The 14,604-nt window shown below is 75.2% G+C and carries 18 protein-coding genes; 6 read left to right on the forward strand and 12 right to left on the reverse strand.

The window, feature by feature from the left end; all coding sequences use genetic code 11:
• The first annotated feature begins 62 nt into the window (after positions 1-62).
• Both menE and Q0840_RS00195 read left to right on the forward strand, forming a co-directional pair.
• Entirely contained in the window at positions 63-1,241 is a 1,179-nt protein-coding gene (gene menE, locus Q0840_RS00190) for an o-succinylbenzoate--CoA ligase (protein ID WP_298454593.1), read from the forward strand.
• A gap of 11 nt (positions 1,242-1,252) precedes the next feature.
• A complete protein-coding gene (locus Q0840_RS00195; protein ID WP_298454596.1) occupies positions 1,253-2,137 on the forward strand; it encodes a 1,4-dihydroxy-2-naphthoate polyprenyltransferase in 885 nt (294 codons plus the stop codon).
• 19 nt (positions 2,138-2,156) lie between these two features.
• Here Q0840_RS00195 and Q0840_RS00200 read toward each other — a convergent pair whose 3' ends face one another.
• A complete protein-coding gene (locus tag Q0840_RS00200; protein ID WP_298454599.1) occupies positions 2,157-2,453 on the reverse strand; it encodes a DUF4229 domain-containing protein in 297 nt (98 codons plus the stop codon).
• Positions 2,454-2,503: 50 nt separating this feature from the next.
• On the opposite strand from Q0840_RS00200, the gene Q0840_RS00205 reads away from it, so the two are divergent.
• Positions 2,504-2,983 (forward strand): PLDc N-terminal domain-containing protein, encoded by a 480-nt coding sequence (locus tag Q0840_RS00205; protein ID WP_298454602.1) that lies wholly within the window; start codon positions 2,504-2,506, stop codon positions 2,981-2,983.
• Between the two features lie 30 nt (positions 2,984-3,013).
• Here Q0840_RS00205 and ccsB read toward each other — a convergent pair whose 3' ends face one another.
• The 6 genes from ccsB to Q0840_RS00235 all read right to left on the reverse strand — a co-directional run bounded on the left by ccsB (position 3,014) and on the right by Q0840_RS00235 (position 8,505).
• The gene (gene ccsB, locus Q0840_RS00210) at positions 3,014-4,057 is read right to left on the reverse strand and encodes a c-type cytochrome biogenesis protein CcsB (protein WP_298454605.1); all 1,044 of its coding nucleotides are present in this window, start codon (positions 4,055-4,057) and stop codon (positions 3,014-3,016) included.
• Positions 4,054-5,778, reverse strand: coding sequence for a cytochrome c biogenesis protein ResB (locus Q0840_RS00215; RefSeq protein ID WP_298454607.1), 1,725 nt, complete (start codon positions 5,776-5,778; stop codon positions 4,054-4,056). Before Q0840_RS00215 ends, ccsB begins: the two co-directional genes overlap by 4 nt.
• Positions 5,778-6,587 carry a cytochrome c biogenesis CcdA family protein gene (locus Q0840_RS00220; protein ID WP_298454610.1) on the reverse strand — a complete coding sequence of 270 codons (810 nt, stop codon included), beginning with the start codon at positions 6,585-6,587 and terminating at the stop codon, positions 5,778-5,780. Before Q0840_RS00220 ends, Q0840_RS00215 begins: the two co-directional genes overlap by 1 nt.
• A gap of 49 nt (positions 6,588-6,636) precedes the next feature.
• Complete coding sequence (locus Q0840_RS00225) at positions 6,637-7,245, reverse strand: TlpA disulfide reductase family protein (RefSeq protein ID WP_298455493.1); 609 nt, start codon at positions 7,243-7,245, stop codon at positions 6,637-6,639.
• Positions 7,246-7,247: 2 nt separating this feature from the next.
• Positions 7,248-7,925, reverse strand: a complete 678-nt coding sequence (locus Q0840_RS00230) for a histidine phosphatase family protein (RefSeq protein WP_298454613.1) — start codon at positions 7,923-7,925, stop codon at positions 7,248-7,250.
• A gap of 106 nt (positions 7,926-8,031) precedes the next feature.
• Complete coding sequence (locus Q0840_RS00235) at positions 8,032-8,505, reverse strand: MarR family winged helix-turn-helix transcriptional regulator (protein WP_298454616.1); 474 nt, start codon at positions 8,503-8,505, stop codon at positions 8,032-8,034.
• A gap of 138 nt (positions 8,506-8,643) precedes the next feature.
• On the opposite strand from Q0840_RS00235, the gene Q0840_RS00240 reads away from it, so the two are divergent.
• Complete coding sequence (locus Q0840_RS00240; protein WP_298454619.1) at positions 8,644-9,198, forward strand: YceI family protein; 555 nt, start codon at positions 8,644-8,646, stop codon at positions 9,196-9,198.
• A 95-nt stretch (positions 9,199-9,293) separates the two neighbouring features.
• Here Q0840_RS00240 and Q0840_RS00245 read toward each other — a convergent pair whose 3' ends face one another.
• Together Q0840_RS00245 and Q0840_RS00250 are read right to left on the reverse strand one after the other, a co-directional pair.
• Positions 9,294-10,079 (reverse strand): redox-sensing transcriptional repressor Rex, encoded by a 786-nt coding sequence (locus Q0840_RS00245; RefSeq protein ID WP_298454621.1) that lies wholly within the window; start codon positions 10,077-10,079, stop codon positions 9,294-9,296.
• 31 nt (positions 10,080-10,110) lie between these two features.
• Positions 10,111-10,392 carry a glutaredoxin family protein gene (locus tag Q0840_RS00250; RefSeq protein WP_298454623.1) on the reverse strand — a complete coding sequence of 94 codons (282 nt, stop codon included), beginning with the start codon at positions 10,390-10,392 and terminating at the stop codon, positions 10,111-10,113.
• Positions 10,393-10,427: 35 nt separating this feature from the next.
• On the opposite strand from Q0840_RS00250, the gene Q0840_RS00255 reads away from it, so the two are divergent.
• Entirely contained in the window at positions 10,428-11,243 is an 816-nt protein-coding gene (locus Q0840_RS00255; protein WP_298454626.1) for an HAD family phosphatase, read from the forward strand.
• Positions 11,244-11,351: 108 nt separating this feature from the next.
• On the opposite strand, the gene Q0840_RS00260 is transcribed toward Q0840_RS00255, so the two are convergent.
• From Q0840_RS00260 to Q0840_RS00270, 3 genes are all read right to left on the reverse strand, one after another.
• Positions 11,352-11,450, reverse strand: coding sequence for a 30S ribosomal protein bS22 (locus Q0840_RS00260; RefSeq protein ID WP_003792170.1), 99 nt, complete (start codon positions 11,448-11,450; stop codon positions 11,352-11,354).
• Between the two features lie 128 nt (positions 11,451-11,578).
• Positions 11,579-11,785 (reverse strand): helix-turn-helix domain-containing protein, encoded by a 207-nt coding sequence (locus Q0840_RS00265; RefSeq protein WP_298454629.1) that lies wholly within the window; start codon positions 11,783-11,785, stop codon positions 11,579-11,581.
• 151 nt (positions 11,786-11,936) lie between these two features.
• Positions 11,937-13,118 carry an acetoin utilization protein AcuC gene (locus Q0840_RS00270; protein WP_298454631.1) on the reverse strand — a complete coding sequence of 394 codons (1,182 nt, stop codon included), beginning with the start codon at positions 13,116-13,118 and terminating at the stop codon, positions 11,937-11,939.
• 82 nt (positions 13,119-13,200) lie between these two features.
• Between Q0840_RS00270 and Q0840_RS00275 the strand changes: the two genes are divergently transcribed.
• Positions 13,201-14,601, forward strand: a complete 1,401-nt coding sequence (locus tag Q0840_RS00275; protein WP_298454634.1) for a TrkH family potassium uptake protein — start codon at positions 13,201-13,203, stop codon at positions 14,599-14,601.
• The last annotated feature ends 3 nt before the right edge of the window (positions 14,602-14,604 follow it).

Here is a 14,604-nt window from a genome sequence, read left to right on the forward strand (position 1 = left end):
CTCGCACCGACCGCGGCGGACGGCGACCGCCGACACTCTACGGCGGCACCTACCCTGGGCCGGTGACCCGCGCCCTGCGCGCCGTGCCTGCCGGGCCCGGCGACGTGACCCGGCTGGCCGACGCGCTGCGGGCCGCCCTGGACGGGGACGGCGCCGCCGTCCAGCCCGTGCCCGACGAGGGCGGCCCGGGCCCCGATCCGTCCGGGGCCGGCGCGCGCGGGGTGCCCGACGACGTCGCCGTCGTCGTCCGGACCTCCGGGTCCACCGGGGAGCCGCGCGGGGTGATGCTGTCCGCCGCCGCCCTGCGCGCGTCGGCCGCGGCGACCGAGACCCGGCTCGGCGGGCCGGCCCAGTGGCTGCTGACCCTCCCGGCCCACCACGTCGCCGGGCTGCAGGTGGTGGCCCGGTCCGTCCTGGCCGGGACCCGGCCCGTCGTCGCCGCGCCGGGGACCTTCCGGCCGGACCGGTTCGTCGCCGACACGGCGCGGCTGACGGCGGACCGCCGCTACACCTCGCTCGTCCCCACCCAGCTGCACCGACTGCTCGACGACGACGCCGGGCGGGCGGCGCTGCGCCGCTACGACGCCGTGCTGCTCGGCGGTGCCGCGACCCCGGCCCCGCTGCTCGACCGCGCGCGCTCCGCCGGGATCCGGGTGACCACCACCTACGGCATGTCCGAGACCTGCGGCGGCTGCGTGTATGACGGCGTCCCGCTCGACGGGGTGCGGGTCCGGCTCGACCCGGACGACGGCATCCTGCTGACCGGGCCGGTGCTCGCCACGGGGTACCTGGGGCGCCCGGACCTGGACTCCCGGACGTTCGTGGACGTCGAGGCCGCGCGCTGGCTGCGCACGCACGATCTCGGCCGGCTCGACGACGGGCGGCTGGTGGTGCTCGGCCGGGTCGACGACGTGCTGGTCACGGGGGGCGTCAAGGTCGCGCCCTCCGCCGTCGAGCGCGTCGTGGCCGAGGTGGTCGGGGTGGGCGAGGTCTGCGTGGTCGGGGTCGCCGACCCGGAGTGGGGCCAGGCCGTGGTGGCCGTGGTGGTCCCGAGCCGCGGGCGGCGCGCGCCGTCCCCGGGGCAGGTCCGTGAGCACGTCGCCGCTACCCTGGGGGCGCCCGCTGCACCACGGCACCTCGTCGTGGTGGACCGCCTGCCGCTGCGCGGACCGGGCAAGGTCGACCGTCGCGGTGCTGCCGCGCTCGCCGCGGCGCGCCTCGACCGCCCCCTGCCGAGCTGAACGGAGCACGCATGGCCACCGCCGCCGAGTGGATCGCCGGTGCGCGTCCGCGCACCCTGCCGGCTGCGGCTGCGCCGGTGCTCGTGGGCAGCGGTGCCGCGGCGCACGCGTCCGACTGGGGCCTGCGCGAGACGGGGCTCGCGCTGCTCGCGTTCGGTGTCGCCGCCGCGCTCCAGGTCGGCGTCAACTACGCCAACGACTACTCCGACGGGGTCCGCGGGACCGACGTCGACCGGGTCGGCCCCCTGCGGCTGACCGCCTCGGGCACCGCGCCGCCTGCGGCGGTCAAGCGCGCCGCCTTCGCCGCGTTCGGCGTCGCCGCGGCGCTCGGGCTCGCCGTCGTGCTCGTCACCGGCCACCTGTGGCTGCTCGCCGTCGGTGCCGCGTCCATCGTGGCCGCCTGGTACTACACCGGCGGCCGGCGGCCCTACGGCTACCGCGGCCTGGGCGAGGTGGGCGTGTTCGTCTTCTTCGGCCTGGTGGCCGTGCTGGGGACCACCTACGTGCTGATCGACGCGACCACCTGGCCCGCGGTCGCCGGCGCGGTCGGCGTCGGACTGCTCGCCTGCGCACTGCTCATGGTGAACAACCTGCGGGACGTGCCGACGGACGCCGTGGTGGGCAAGCGGACCCTGGCGGTCCGGCTGGGCGAGCACCGCGCTCGACGGCTGTACGTGGCGTTCCTCGCCGTGCCCGTGCTGCTCGCCGTCGCGTGCGCCGTCGCGGCGCCGTGGACGCTGCTCGTGCTCGCGCTCGTGCCGTGGGCGGCGTTCCTGGCGATCGCGGTCCGGGTGGGCGCCCGCGGCGTCGCCCTCGTCCCGGTGCTGGCCGGCACCGGGATGCTCGAGCTGGCCTACGGCGTGCTGCTCGGTCTCGGGCTCGCTGTCTCGGGCTGACCCGCGTGCGCCGACCCGCTCAGCGCTCGCGTGGCTCCGTGCCGGACGCGCCGTCCACCACGGAGTCCTCGTGCTCGGCGTCCGACTCCGCAGATCCCGAGAACCGGCGCCCGCTGACCCGCCGGTCCTCGGCCCGCTGCGCGAGGTAGGTCGCGGCGCGGTCGCGGGGACCGGCGAGCAGCACGTAGGACAGGCCCCACGCGGCCAGCGTCGCCACGACCAGCAGCAGCCAGGTCCGCAGTCCGGCCCAGTAGCCGAGCCCGAAGCACGCCGCGAGCAGCGTGATCCGGAGGGCGGAGTACGTCACCAGGGGCACCCGACCAGGGTAGGCCCGAACGGTGCGCACCCCGACATAGGCTGTCGTCCATGCGGAACCTGCTGTTCGTCGCGCTCCTGGGGCTGGTCGTGTACTCGGTCCTCGACGTCTGGCGCAGCGAGTCCGACGAGCGGTACGGCATCTCCCGCGTGCTGTGGATCCTGCTCATCGTGCTGCTGCCGGTGCTCGGCTCGATCGCCTGGCTGGTCGCCCGGTCCCAGGCCCGCGCGCGCGGTGCGGGCGGGGGCTCGGGCGGCACACGTCCGCGGGCCCCGCGGCCGGGTCCGCGCAGGCCCCCGGGTCCGCTGGCACCCGACGACGATCCCGAGTTCCTGTGGCGGCTCGAGCAGCAGCAGCGCCGCGCGGACGCGGCCGGCCGGCGCACCGGCGAGGAGCCCGGGCGGCAGCCGGGCGACCCCGCCCGGGGCTCCGACGGCGGATCGACCGGTGAGGACGACGCCCCCGGGCACGACTCCCCCGGTCACGACTCACCCGGCCGCGGCACCCCCGGCCCGCGCACCGGCGGCTGACGCCGCCACCGCTCCTTGCGGCCCGGCCGGTCACAGGCCGGAGTACGAGTGCTTCCCGTCGAAGAACATGTTGACCAGCGTGAAGTTCGCCAGCACGCAGGCGTACCCGACCAGGACGAACCACGCGGCGCGGCGTCCACCCCAGCCGCGGGTCGTGCGCGCGTGCAGGTACGCCGCGTAGACGACCCAGATGACGAACGTCCAGACCTCCTTGGGGTCCCAGCCCCAGTAGCGGCCCCACGCGTGCTCGGCCCAGATGGCACCGGCGATCAGCGTGAACGTCCACAGCACGAAGCCAACGGCGTTCAGCCGGAACGACAGCGCCTCGAGCTCGGTGGGCCGCGGGACCGCCTCGAGCCAGCGCCAGCCGCGCCCGGCCAGGGCCGTCGACCCGCGTCCGCGGGAGTCGCGGAGCAGCTGCAGCACGCTGGTCGCGCAGGCGACGGTGAAGACTCCGGTCGAGGTGATGGCCACCCCGACGTGGATCACCAGCCAGTAGCTGTCCAGGGCGGGCTGCACGCCGTCGGCCTGGATGAAGAACACGAGCAGCCCGGCCGCGAGCGCCAGCACGGCGAAGCCGGTGACCACCACCCCGAGGAACGGCAGATCACGGCGACGCAGCACCGCCAGCAGCACGACGACCGCGACGAGGGTGCCGACGAGCGTGAACTCGTACATGTTGGCCCACGGCGCGCGGCCGGCGGCGAAACCGCGCGCGACCACCGCGACGACGTGCAGCACGAGTCCGAGCGTCGTCGTGGAGCGGGCGATGCCCCGCGCCTTGGACCGGCGCCGCCCCGGGGCGCCCACCCCCGGCGCGGTGCCGGGCACCCGGCCCGCCCCTGCGCCGAGACCGCCCGCGGCCGTCGCGCCGTCCCGGTCGCCCCGGTCGGCCACGAGCGTGCCGGTGGCCCGCCCGCCGGACCGGACGCCGGCCGCGGCCACCCGGGCGGCCGGCAGCCGGTCGACCATCCGTGCGAGGTCGAGCGTGTACGCGACCAGCGCGATCGTGTAGACGGTCGCCGCCGCCCACACCATGCCTGTGCTGAGGTCGCCGAGCTGCGCCGTGGTCATCGTGATCCCTCCGGACGCGTGCCCGCGTCCTGGTGTCGGTCGTGCTGCTGCGGGTGCGGTGGGGCGTCCGCACCCGGCGGGGCGTCGTCGTCCGCACCGGGGTCCGGCCCGGCCACCTGGGCCACGACCGAGTCCAGCTCGGCCTGCAGCCCGACGTCGTCGCCGCGAGCCAGCGCTGCGGCGGTCACCACTGTACGACCGTCCGGACCGGGCACCGCCCGCAGCCAGACCCGCCGCCGCGGCGTGAACAGCGACACCGCGAGACCGGTCAGCGCGGTCAGCGCGAACACCAGGACGAACAGCAGCGTGGGGTCGTGCCGCAGGTCGAGGGCCACGAACCGTGGGGTCGCCGCGTAGGTCAGCTCGCCGAGGCCGTCCGGCAGTGCGACGGTCTCGCCCGGACGCAGGTAGAGGGTGACCGGTGCGCCGCCGGCGTCGACGGACTGCTCGAGGCCGGACTGGTCGAGCTCGTAGACGTTCTGCGGGACGCCGTCGTCCAGGCCGAGGTCGCCCGAGTACACCGTGATCACCATCAACGGGTCGCGCGGCAGGGGGTGCGTCGAGCGCCACTGGCCCGGCAGCAGCTCCTCCGCCGTGGGCAGCAGGAAGGCGATCATGCCGATCTGCGGCCCGGCGGACACGTCCGGCACCTTGATCACGCCGCGCGAGGTGTACACCTCGTCCTGCGGCAGGAACGGCACGGCGCCGCTGAACGCCACCTCGCCGGCGGCGTCGCGCACCGTGACCTCGGGCGCGTACCCGTTGCCCTGCAGGTACACCTTCGCGCCGCCCGCGGTCAGCGGGTGGTTGACCCGGATCGACTCCGCCCGCTCCGCGCCGTCGGGGTCACGGACGGTCACGTCCGCGCGGAAGTACCGCGACGCGAGCGTCTGCGGGTCGAACTCGGCGGTGAACGCGTCGAGCGTGAGGGAGAACGGCACCAGGCTCGACGGGTCGAAGCCGGCGCCGCTCTCGAAGGTGTCGTAGTCCACGACGGCGTTGGCGAACCCGCGGCCCTCGAGGACGATCGCCTGGCCGCGGTAGTGCAGGAACTGTCCCGTCCCCACCGAGATGAGCAGGCCCACGAGCGCGAGGTGGAAGGCGAGGTTGCCGGTCTCGCGCAGGTAGCCGCGCTCGGCCGAGACGGTGACGCCCGGGCCCTCCTCGCGCACGTCCACCCGGTACCGCGGCAGCCACCGCAGCCGGCCACGCAGCGCCGCCCGGGCCGCGCCGGCGACGTCACCGGGTGACTGCGACGTCGTCCACCCGCCCTGCGCCGGGAACCGGTCGAAGCGGCGCGGCGTGCGCGGCGGGCGGGCACGCAGTGCGCCCAGGTGCGCCCGGGTGCGCGGCACGATGCAGCCCACCAGCGAGATGAACAGCAGCAGGTAGATCGCCGAGAACCACACCGAGGCGTAGACGTCGAACGCACCGACCCGGTCCAGCCACGGCCCCAGGTCCGGGTGGTCCGCCAGGTACTCCGCCACCCGTGCCGGGTCCTGCGGACGCTGCGGCAGGACGGATCCCGGGACGGCGGCGACCGCGAGCAGCATGAGCAGCAGCAGCGCGACGCGCATGCTGGTCAGCTGTCGCCACATCCACCGCAGCCACCCGACGAGGCCGAGCCGCGGCAGCTCGACGGGCGCCCCGGGGCGCCCGTCCGCGGCCTGGGTGCGCTCGTCGAGCGTGTCCTCGATGCCCTCGGGCCGGTAGCCGACCATCAGACCACCGGCCGGAAGCCGGCGACCAGGCCCTGCAGCGACTGGGTCCAGCTGCCCCACAGCCCGGTGACCAGCGCCAGCCCGATGACGATCAGGAGCCCGCCGCCGATCCGGCTGACCGCGAGCCGGTGCCGGCGCAGGAACGCCAGCGCCCCCGCGCTGCGGCCCAGTCCGAGCGCGATCACCAGGAACGGCAGCCCCAGGCCCAGGCAGTAGGCGACCGACAGCGTCGCCCCGCGCGCCGGGGACCCGCCGTCGAGGGACAGCGCGATGACCGCGGCCAGGGTCGGGCCGATGCAGGGAGCCCAGCCGAGGCCGAAGACGACGCCGAGCAGGGGCGCGCCCCACAGACCGGCGGTCGGCGTCAGGTGCGGGCGGGTGTCGCGCTGCAGCGCGGGCACGAGCCCCAGGAAGGCGAGCCCCATCGCGATCACGACGACGCCCAGGACGCGGGTGAGCGGGTCCTCCCAGCGCCCCAGCAGGGCACCCACCGAGCCGGCGAGGGTCCCGAGCGCGACGAAGACCACGGTGAAGCCGGCCACGAACAGCCCGACACCGGCGAGCAGCCGGCCCCGGCCCGCCGCCGCAGCCGGACGCGCGCCGCGACCGAGCCCGGTCTGGCCCAGCGCGGCGCCGCTCATCCCGCCCAGGTACCCCAGGTAGCCGGGCACCAGCGGCAGGACGCACGGGGAGGCGAACGAGACCAGCCCCGCGATCAGGGCGACCGGGATCGCGAGCAGCATGGACCCCGAGAAGGCGGTGGTCGCGAAGTCCGCCCCGACGCCGGCGGCAGCGTGGGCGCCGGTCATGTCGACCTCACGGTGACGTCATCGCCGCGCCACGTCGACCCCTGGGTGCTCACGCCTGCTCGGGCTCCTGGTCGCCGGCCGGCTCGGCCAGCAGGTCGTCCACCATCGCGCGCAGCGTGGAGCCGTCCGCGAGGCCGAGGATCCGTGCCGCGACGCGCCCCTGGCGGTCCAGGACGACCGTGGTCGGCACCGCCTCGAGCGGCACCGACCCCTGCAGCGACGCGACGGCCCGGCCGTCGGTGTCGGCGAGCGAGGGGTACGGGATGTCGAAGGTGCGCTCGAACGCCTCGGCGGCGCCGGCGTCGTCGGTCCCGTTGATGCCGAGCAGCCGCACGCCGTCGTCGGCGTAGTCGCCCGCGATCGCGGCGAGCTCGGGCGCCTCGGCGCGGCACGGCGGGCATGCGGCGTACCAGGTGTTGAGGACGACGACGTCGCCCCGCCACTGCGCGACGTCGACCGGGGCGCCGGTGAAGTCGGTGCCGGCGACCTCGACCGGCTCACCGCGCTCGTCCGGCGCCCACGTGCGGGTGCTCCCGTCCGCGGCGATGTAGCCGCCCGGCTGCCCGTCCTCGGTCCGGCCGCCCCCCGCGGCGGACCCGGACGTGCAGCCGCCGACCGCCAGCACGGCGGCCAGCACGAGGGCCGCGCCCCGACGCACGCTCACGCGCCCGGGACCTGGTTGGCGGCGGGCAGCAGCGCGGCCGCGGGCTCGGTGTAGTGCAGACCGACGAGGCGGTCGTCGGAGTAGCGCAGGGACGTCAGCGACGCCAGCGAGCACTGCCGGCGGCGCGGGTCGTGCCACAGGCGCTCCCCGGACAGGGCCAGCCGCGTGACCCAGATGGGCAGCTGGTGGCTGACCAGCACGATCTCGTGGCCCCGCGCGGCCGCGCGCGCCGCGTCGACGACCGCGAGCATGCGCCGCACCTGCCACCGGTAGGGCTCGCCCCAGGAGGGGCGCAGGGGGTTGAGCAGCAGCGGCCAGTGCTCGGGCCGTCGCAGGGAGCCGGCGCCCACCCCGAAGGTCAGGCCCTCGAAGCGGTTCTCGGCCTCGAGCAGCCGGTCGTCGGTCCGGACGGTCACACCGAAGGCGGCGGCGACGGGCGCGGCGGTCTCCTGCGCGCGCTCCATCGGCGAGGCGACGACGTCCACGACGTCGGAGCGCTCGCGCTGCGGCGCGTCCGGCTCCGGACCGGTCTCGCCGGCGAGGTAACCGGCGACCCGCTGGGCCATCGCGACCCCGCGCTCGGACAGGTGGTACCCGGGCAGCCGCCCGTACAGCACGCCCGCAGGGTTGTGGACCTCGCCGTGCCGCATCAGGTGGACCGTGGTGGCGACCATGCCCTCAGTCTCGCAAACCCGCACGCGTGCTGGGCGCCGGGGAGCCCCGCACGGGGTGTGAGATCCGCCCGGACGCGCCCGCCCGGCCGGCTGTGCCGGGACGCCCCTAGGCCGGCTCGAGCGCGTCGCGGACGGCGGCCATCGCGTCGCCGAGGGCTCCGAGCTGGTCGTCGGTCAGCACGTCCACCAGGTGCGCCCGCACGGCCTGCACGTGACCGGGGGCTGCGGCCTCGAGCCGCGCGAAGCCGGCGTCGGTCATGTGGCAGTTCACCCCGCGCCCGTCGGAGTCGCATGCCTGCCGCTCGACGAGGCCGGCGCTCTCCAGCCGGCGCACGGTGTGCGTGATCCGGCTGCGGGAGTGCGCGAGCTCGTCCGCGAGCAGGGACATGCGCAGCGTGCGCCCCGGCGCCTCCGAGAGCCGGACCAGCACCTCGTACTCGCTCAGCGACAGGTCGCTGTCCCGCTCGAGCTGGCGACCCAGCGCGTCCTGCAGGCGCGCGGTCGCCACCAGGTAGGCGCGCCAGTGCGCCTGCTGCCCGGCGGACAGCCAGCGGACCTCGGTCGGCGACGGGGTGGACATGGACGCACCTCCTGCGGGCGCCGCCCCGACCGGTCGTTCCGGGCAGGGCCTTGCGCATCACCGCCCATCATAGTAGAAATATCAACTAACAGGTCGTTGAGCCTTCAACGACTGGCCCGGCCCACCACGGAGGACACCATGACCAGCACCACCCTGCCGACCGAGACGCTCACCGGCACCTGGACGATCGACGCGTCGCACAGCGAGGCGGGCTTCACCACTCGCCACGCCGGCATCGCCAAGGTCCGCGGCTCGGTGGCGATCACCGAGGGCACCGTCGAGATCGGCGACGACGTCGCCTCGTCCTCCGTCACGGCCGTGCTGGACCCGACCACGATCGACACCCGCGACGCGAACCGCGACGGCCACCTGCGCAGCGCCGACTTCTTCGACGTGGAGAGCTTCCCGACCTGGACGTTCACCTCCACGTCCGTCACCGCGCGCGGCGACGACTACGTCCTCGTCGGGGACCTCACCATCCACGGGGTCACCCGGTCCGTCGAGCTGGACCTGGAGTTCAACGGCACCGCGACCGACCCGTTCGGCAACGCGCGCGCCGGGTTCTCCGCCTCGACCGAGATCTCCCGCAAGGACTTCGGCCTCACCTGGAACGCCGCGCTGGAGACCGGCGGCTTCCTGGTCAGCGACAACGTCAAGATCGCTCTCGAGATCTCGGCCATCAAGCAGGGCTGACCTCCCGCCGATCGGCCGACCGGTCCACCGGCCGGTCCGGCACCCGGGCGTCGAGCCGCCGCACCCCGCGGCCGGCTCGGCGCCCGGGCCGCGTCTCAGGGCGCGAGCACGCCCCGCCTGGTCATGCCCTGCGCCTCCACGCCGCGCTGCTGGACACCGGGCTCGGGCGCGCCGAGCTCGCGCACGCCCTGCTTGCGGCGGTCGTGGAACGCCAGGATCTGCAGCTCGGACCCGAGGTCCACCGTGCGCAGGTCGACGTCGTCCGGCACCCGCAGCGCGCGCGGGGCGAAGCACAACACCCCCGACACACCCGCCGCGACCGCCCGGTCGCACACCTCCTGGGCGACCTCGGGCGGCGTCGCGATGACCGCGATGGTGGCCCCCGTCCCGGCCACGACGTCCTCCAGCCGCTCGGCCGGGTCCACCCGCAGCCCGGCCACGGTCGTCCCCACGACCGCCGGGTCGGCGTCGACCAGGCCCACGACGGCGAAGTCCGGACCGACGAAGCCGGTGTAGTTCGCCAGCGCGTGACCGAGGTGGCCGACGCCGATGATGACCACGCGCCGCCGGCTGGTCAGGCCGAGCACCACGGTGACCTGCCGGCACAGGTGCGCGACGTCGTACCCCACGCCCTTGGTGCCGTGGCTGCCGAGGTAGGACAGGTCCTTGCGCAGCTGCGCCGACCCGACGCCCGCGATCGCCGCGAGCGCCCGGGACGACGTCGTCACCACTCCCTGGTCGGCGAGCACCTGCAGTGCGCGCAGGTACACGGGCAGGCGTCCGACCGTCGCCGGCGGCAGGTCGCGCACGCTCGCGGTCGCCAGCCCCGGACCGGTCGTCCGGGCCGTGCTGCTCGTGCTCACCGCGCTCGCCGTGCTCACACCGGGGCTCCCTCGCCGTCCTGCGGCCAGGCTAGGGGGTGCGGCGGGGCGCTGACAGGGCCTTGCGCAGCCGGTCGGGGTCGATCCGGAAGAACCCGCGCGGGACGCCGTCCACCAGGACCACCGGGACGTCCTCGCCGTGCTCCCGCCGCAGCGCGCCGCCGTCGTGCGCCGCCGCCGCGTCGACGTCGACCTCGACCCAGGTGTCCCCGGTCTGCGCGGTGACCGTCCGGACGACCGCCCGGGCGTCGTCGCACAGGTGGCACCCCGCCCGCCCGAGCAGGACGACCCTGGCCCCGTCGCCGACCGTCATGAGGCAACCCTAGGCCCGCTGGCTACAGTGATCGGGTGCCCGATCCGACGCCCGGCGAGTCCGTCGCCTCCGAGCCCGGCCCCCGGATCGCCGCCTTCTTCGACGTCGACAACACGATCATCCGCGGTGCCAGCGCCTTCCACCTGGCGCGCGGCCTGTTCGAGCGGGGGTTCTTCCGCCCTCGGGACATCCTGTGGGCGGCCGTCATGAACGCCCGCTACCAGCTCTTCGGGGAGAACACCGAGCAGATCGACGAGATCCGGTCCTCGGCGCTGAGCATCATGACCGGGCACTCGGTGGCCGAGGTCGTCGCGATCGGCGAGGAGGTCTACGACCAGGTCATGGAGCTGCGGATCTTCCCCGGGACCCGCGCCCTGCTCGACGAGCACCTGGCCGCCGGCCACCAGGTGTGGCTCGTGACGGCGACGCCGGTCGAGATCGGCGAGGTGATCGCGCGCCGGCTCGGCGCGACCGGGTGCGTGGGGACCGTCGCGGAGCACCGCGGCGGCTTCTACACCGGCCGGCTGGTCGGCGACCTGCTGCACGGCAAGGCCAAGGCCAGCGCCGTCCGCGCGCTGGCCGAGCGGGACGGCATCGACCTGGCCGCGTCCTACGCCTACGGCGACTCGGCGAACGACGTCGCGGTCCTGTCCTCGGTCGGGCATGCCTGCGCGATCAACCCGGACAAGCGGCTGCGCCGGCACGCACGGGCGGCCGGCTGGCCGATCCGTGACGTGCGCGGGCGTCGACGCGCGGCCACCCGTCACGGGCTGCGTACCGCCAGCTGGGCGGGCGTGGCGTGGGTCGCGGGGCTGGCGCTGCGCCAGGTGCGACGCCGCCTGCAGGGCTGACGGCGAGGGCTGGCGGCACGAGCCGACGGCGCGCACGCCGCCCCGGGACGACCGGGCTCGCCGCCCGGACGCACCACGGGCCCGGCATCGACTGCCGGGCCCGGAGCACTACTTCTTGTTGCGACGCTGGTGGCGCGTCTTGCGCAGCAGCTTGCGGTGCTTCTTCTTCGCCATGCGCTTGCGGCGCTTCTTGATGACGGAGCCCATGAGTCCTCACAATCTCGGGTGCTGGTCGGATCGACACGCGGCGCGGTCAGATCGTCCACGCACGCCGAAAGTCCTCGGTCACTTTACCCGCTCCCCCGCCACCGACGCGACGCGCCCGGGTTCGCCGGTCAGGACGTCAGCCGGTCGCCCTCGATGTAGGCCGTGGACAGGTAGTGGTCCAGGGCGTCCTGCGGGACCCGGAACGACCGGCCGACCCGGACGGCGGGCATCTCCCCGGAGTGGACCAGGCGGTACACGGTCATCTTCGACACGCGCATCACCTCGGCGACCTCGGCCACCGTGAGGAACCGCACGCGGGGCTGGTCGCTCGACATGTGGCGCTGGACTCCAGGGGACGGGCCGGCGGTGCGGCGACGGTCGCGATCCGCCGACGGCGGGACACGCAGCGCTCACCCTAGGGCCTGTGGCGTCGGCGGGAAAGGGGACCGAGCGAGCCCACCCCGCCTGGCCCATCCGCCGCGCGCGTCACTCGTACAGGGTGTCCAGGCCGTGCAGCGGGAACGACGCCTGCCGGGCCGCGCGGATGGCGCGGTCCAGCTCGTCAGCGGGGTCGAAGCCGTCCGCCCACCGCGGGAAGTCGGGCTCGACGCCGTCGCCCATGGTGTGCGGCGCGGACGCGCCGGAGAGCGTCTCGACGGTCTCCCGCCAGGTCTGCGGCACGGGGGTGGACGCGTCCAGGCCCGCGTGGGCGGCGATCGCGATCAGGTGCGCCCACACCCGCGGGACGACGTCGTACAGCGCGTAGCCGCCGCCACCGAGCGCGAGCCACCGTCCGGCGGCGACCTCGTGCGCGAGGTCGTGGACCCGCCCGGCGACGTACCGCTGCGCGTCCACGCTCACCCGCAGGTGCGCCAGCGGGTCGCGCCGGTGCGCGTCGCACCCGTGCTGGCTCACGACGACGTCCGGTGCGAAGGCCCGCACCACCGGCTCGACGACGGCGTCGATCGCCCGCAGCCAGCCACGGTCGCCGGTGCCGGCCGGCAGCGGGACGTTGACCACCGTGCCCTCGGCACCCGGCCCGCCGAGCTCGGTGACGTGCCCGGTGCCGGGGAACAGGGTGCGCCCGCTCTCGTGCACCGACACGGTCAGGACGCGCGGGTCGTCCCAGAACACGCGCTCCACGCCGTCCCCGTGGTGGGCGTCCACGTCCACGTACGCGACCCGCTCGGCGCCCGCGTCGAGCAGCCCGCGGATCGCCACCGCCGCGTCGTTGTAGATGCAGAACCCCGACGCCGCGCCCGGCATCGCGTGGTGCATGCCGCCCGCGATGTTCACCGCGTGCGCGACCTCCCCGGCCCACACCGCGCGCGCGGCCGCCAGGCTCCCGCCGACGATGCGGGCGGCGGCGTCGTGCATGCCGGGGAACACCGGGTCGTCCTCGGTGCCCAGCCCGCGCGCCAGGTCCAGCTGCCCGTCCCGCGACGCCTTGACGACCGCGGCGACGTAGTCGGCGTCGTGCACGGTGAGCAGGTCCGCCTCGGTGGCCGGCGCGGCGTCGACCACCTGCACGCCCTCCTCGGCGAGCGTGCCCAGCGCCCGGGACAGCTGCATGGTGAGGTCCAGCCGCAGGGGCGACATGGGGTGCCCGTGGCCGAAGCTGTACGCGAGCAGCGCGGGGCTCCACACCACGCGCACGGAGTCGCTCATGAGAGGTCACGGTAGCCGTGCGCGCACCCGTCCAGCACGCCGCGTGCGCCACCGGGGGCACGGCGTGCGAGAGTGGGCGCTCATGAGCGTCGGCGGCAGGAGCGCAGGGTTGCGCGACCGCCTGCGGGACCGGCCACCGGGCCGTGACGGCCTGGACCGGCTCGCCCGGCAGTCGCCGGCCCGCCTGGCGATCGGTGTGTTCGCCGCCGTCGTCGCCGTCTTCGCCGCGCTGCTGTCCATCCCGGCCGCGACGGCGACCGGTCAGCGTGCCCCGTTCGTCGACGCCCTGTTCACGGCGACGTCGGCGGTCTGCGTCACCGGGCTGGTCGTGCAGCCGACCGGCACGTACTGGTCGACGCTCGGCCACGTGATCATCCTCGTCGGCATGCAGATCGGCGGGCTGGGGGTGATGACCCTGGCGTCGCTGCTCGGCCTGGCCGTGTCCCGGCGGATCGGGCTCACCCAGCGGCTGCTGGTCAGCGCCGAGACGAAGACCGGGCGCCTGGGCGAGGTCGGGTCGCTGCTGCGGATCGTCGTCCTGACGTCGGCGGTCTTCGAGGTCGCGATCGCGGCGGTCCTCATCCCGCGGTTCGCCATGCTGGGCGAGAGCTGGGGCGACGCCGTCTGGCACGGCGTCTTCTACGCCGTCTCCGCGTTCAACAACGGCGGGTTCGTGCCCACGGCCGAGGGGTTGGACCCGTACGTCTCGGACTGGTGGGTCCTGCTGCCCATCATCATCGGCGTGTTCGTCGGCTCCCTCGGCTTCCCGGCCCTGCTCAACGTGCTGACGCTGTGGCGCACGCCGCGCCGGTGGAGCCTGCACGCGAAGCTGACCATCGTGACCAGCCTCGTGCTGGTCGTCTCCGGTGCGCTGATCGTCGCCGCGTTCGAGTGGACCAACCCGCGCACCTTCGCCCCGCTCGACGCGGACGCCACCGTGCTCGCGTCGCTGTTCGCCGGGGTCATGCCCCGGTCCGGCGGCTTCTCCACGGTCGACGTCGGGCAGATGCACGAGGGGACCTGGCTGCTGCTCGACGCGCTCATGTTCGTCGGCGGCGGCAGCGCCTCGACCGCGGGCGGCATCAAGGTGACCACGCTCGCGGTCATGCTGCTGGCGATCGTCGCCGAGGCCCGCGGCGACCGGGACGTCGAGGCCTTCGGCCGGCGGATCCCCCGCGAGGGACTGCAGGTCGCCATCGCGGTCTCGCTGGTCAGCGCGACGATCGTCCTGGTCGCGAGCCTCGCCATGCTCGCCGTGACCGGCCTGACCCTGGACGTCGTGCTGTTCGACGTCATCTCGGCGTTCGCGACGGTCGGGCTGTCGACCGGCATCACCTCCACGCTGCCGGACGAGGGCAAGTACATCCTCACCGTGCTCATGTTCGTCGGCCGGACTGGCACGATGACCCTCGCCGCCGCGCTCGCCCTGCGCAGCCGTCGGCGTGTGATCCGCTACCCCGAGGAGAGGCCGATCATTGGCTGACAG

It is taken from the genome of uncultured Cellulomonas sp. (assembly GCF_947494015.1).
In the GTDB taxonomy this organism is placed as follows: domain Bacteria; phylum Actinomycetota; class Actinomycetes; order Actinomycetales; family Cellulomonadaceae; genus Pengzhenrongella.

What these genes read in the sequence shown, in the direction of transcription:
- Q0840_RS00195 (WP_298454596.1), top strand. Translation starts at nt 1,253, where the DNA reads ATGGCCACCGCCGCCGAGTGGATCGCCGGTGCGCGTCCGCGCACCCTG.
- Q0840_RS00205 (WP_298454602.1), top strand. Translation starts at nt 2,504, where the DNA reads ATGCGGAACCTGCTGTTCGTCGCGCTCCTGGGGCTGGTCGTGTACTCG.
- ccsB (WP_298454605.1), bottom strand. Translation starts at nt 4,057, where the DNA reads ATGACCACGGCGCAGCTCGGCGACCTCAGCACAGGCATGGTGTGGGCG.
- Q0840_RS00215 (WP_298454607.1), bottom strand. Translation starts at nt 5,778, where the DNA reads ATGGTCGGCTACCGGCCCGAGGGCATCGAGGACACGCTCGACGAGCGC.
- Q0840_RS00220 (WP_298454610.1), bottom strand. Translation starts at nt 6,587, where the DNA reads ATGACCGGCGCCCACGCTGCCGCCGGCGTCGGGGCGGACTTCGCGACC.
- Q0840_RS00230 (WP_298454613.1), bottom strand. Translation starts at nt 7,925, where the DNA reads ATGGTCGCCACCACGGTCCACCTGATGCGGCACGGCGAGGTCCACAAC.
- Q0840_RS00235 (WP_298454616.1), bottom strand. Translation starts at nt 8,505, where the DNA reads ATGTCCACCCCGTCGCCGACCGAGGTCCGCTGGCTGTCCGCCGGGCAG.
- Q0840_RS00240 (WP_298454619.1), top strand. Translation starts at nt 8,644, where the DNA reads ATGACCAGCACCACCCTGCCGACCGAGACGCTCACCGGCACCTGGACG.
- Q0840_RS00250 (WP_298454623.1), bottom strand. Translation starts at nt 10,392, where the DNA reads ATGACGGTCGGCGACGGGGCCAGGGTCGTCCTGCTCGGGCGGGCGGGG.
- Q0840_RS00260 (WP_003792170.1), bottom strand. Translation starts at nt 11,450, where the DNA reads ATGGGCTCCGTCATCAAGAAGCGCCGCAAGCGCATGGCGAAGAAGAAG.
- Q0840_RS00265 (WP_298454629.1), bottom strand. Translation starts at nt 11,785, where the DNA reads ATGTCGAGCGACCAGCCCCGCGTGCGGTTCCTCACGGTGGCCGAGGTC.
- Q0840_RS00270 (WP_298454631.1), bottom strand. Translation starts at nt 13,118, where the DNA reads ATGAGCGACTCCGTGCGCGTGGTGTGGAGCCCCGCGCTGCTCGCGTAC.
- Q0840_RS00275 (WP_298454634.1), top strand. Translation starts at nt 13,201, where the DNA reads ATGAGCGTCGGCGGCAGGAGCGCAGGGTTGCGCGACCGCCTGCGGGAC.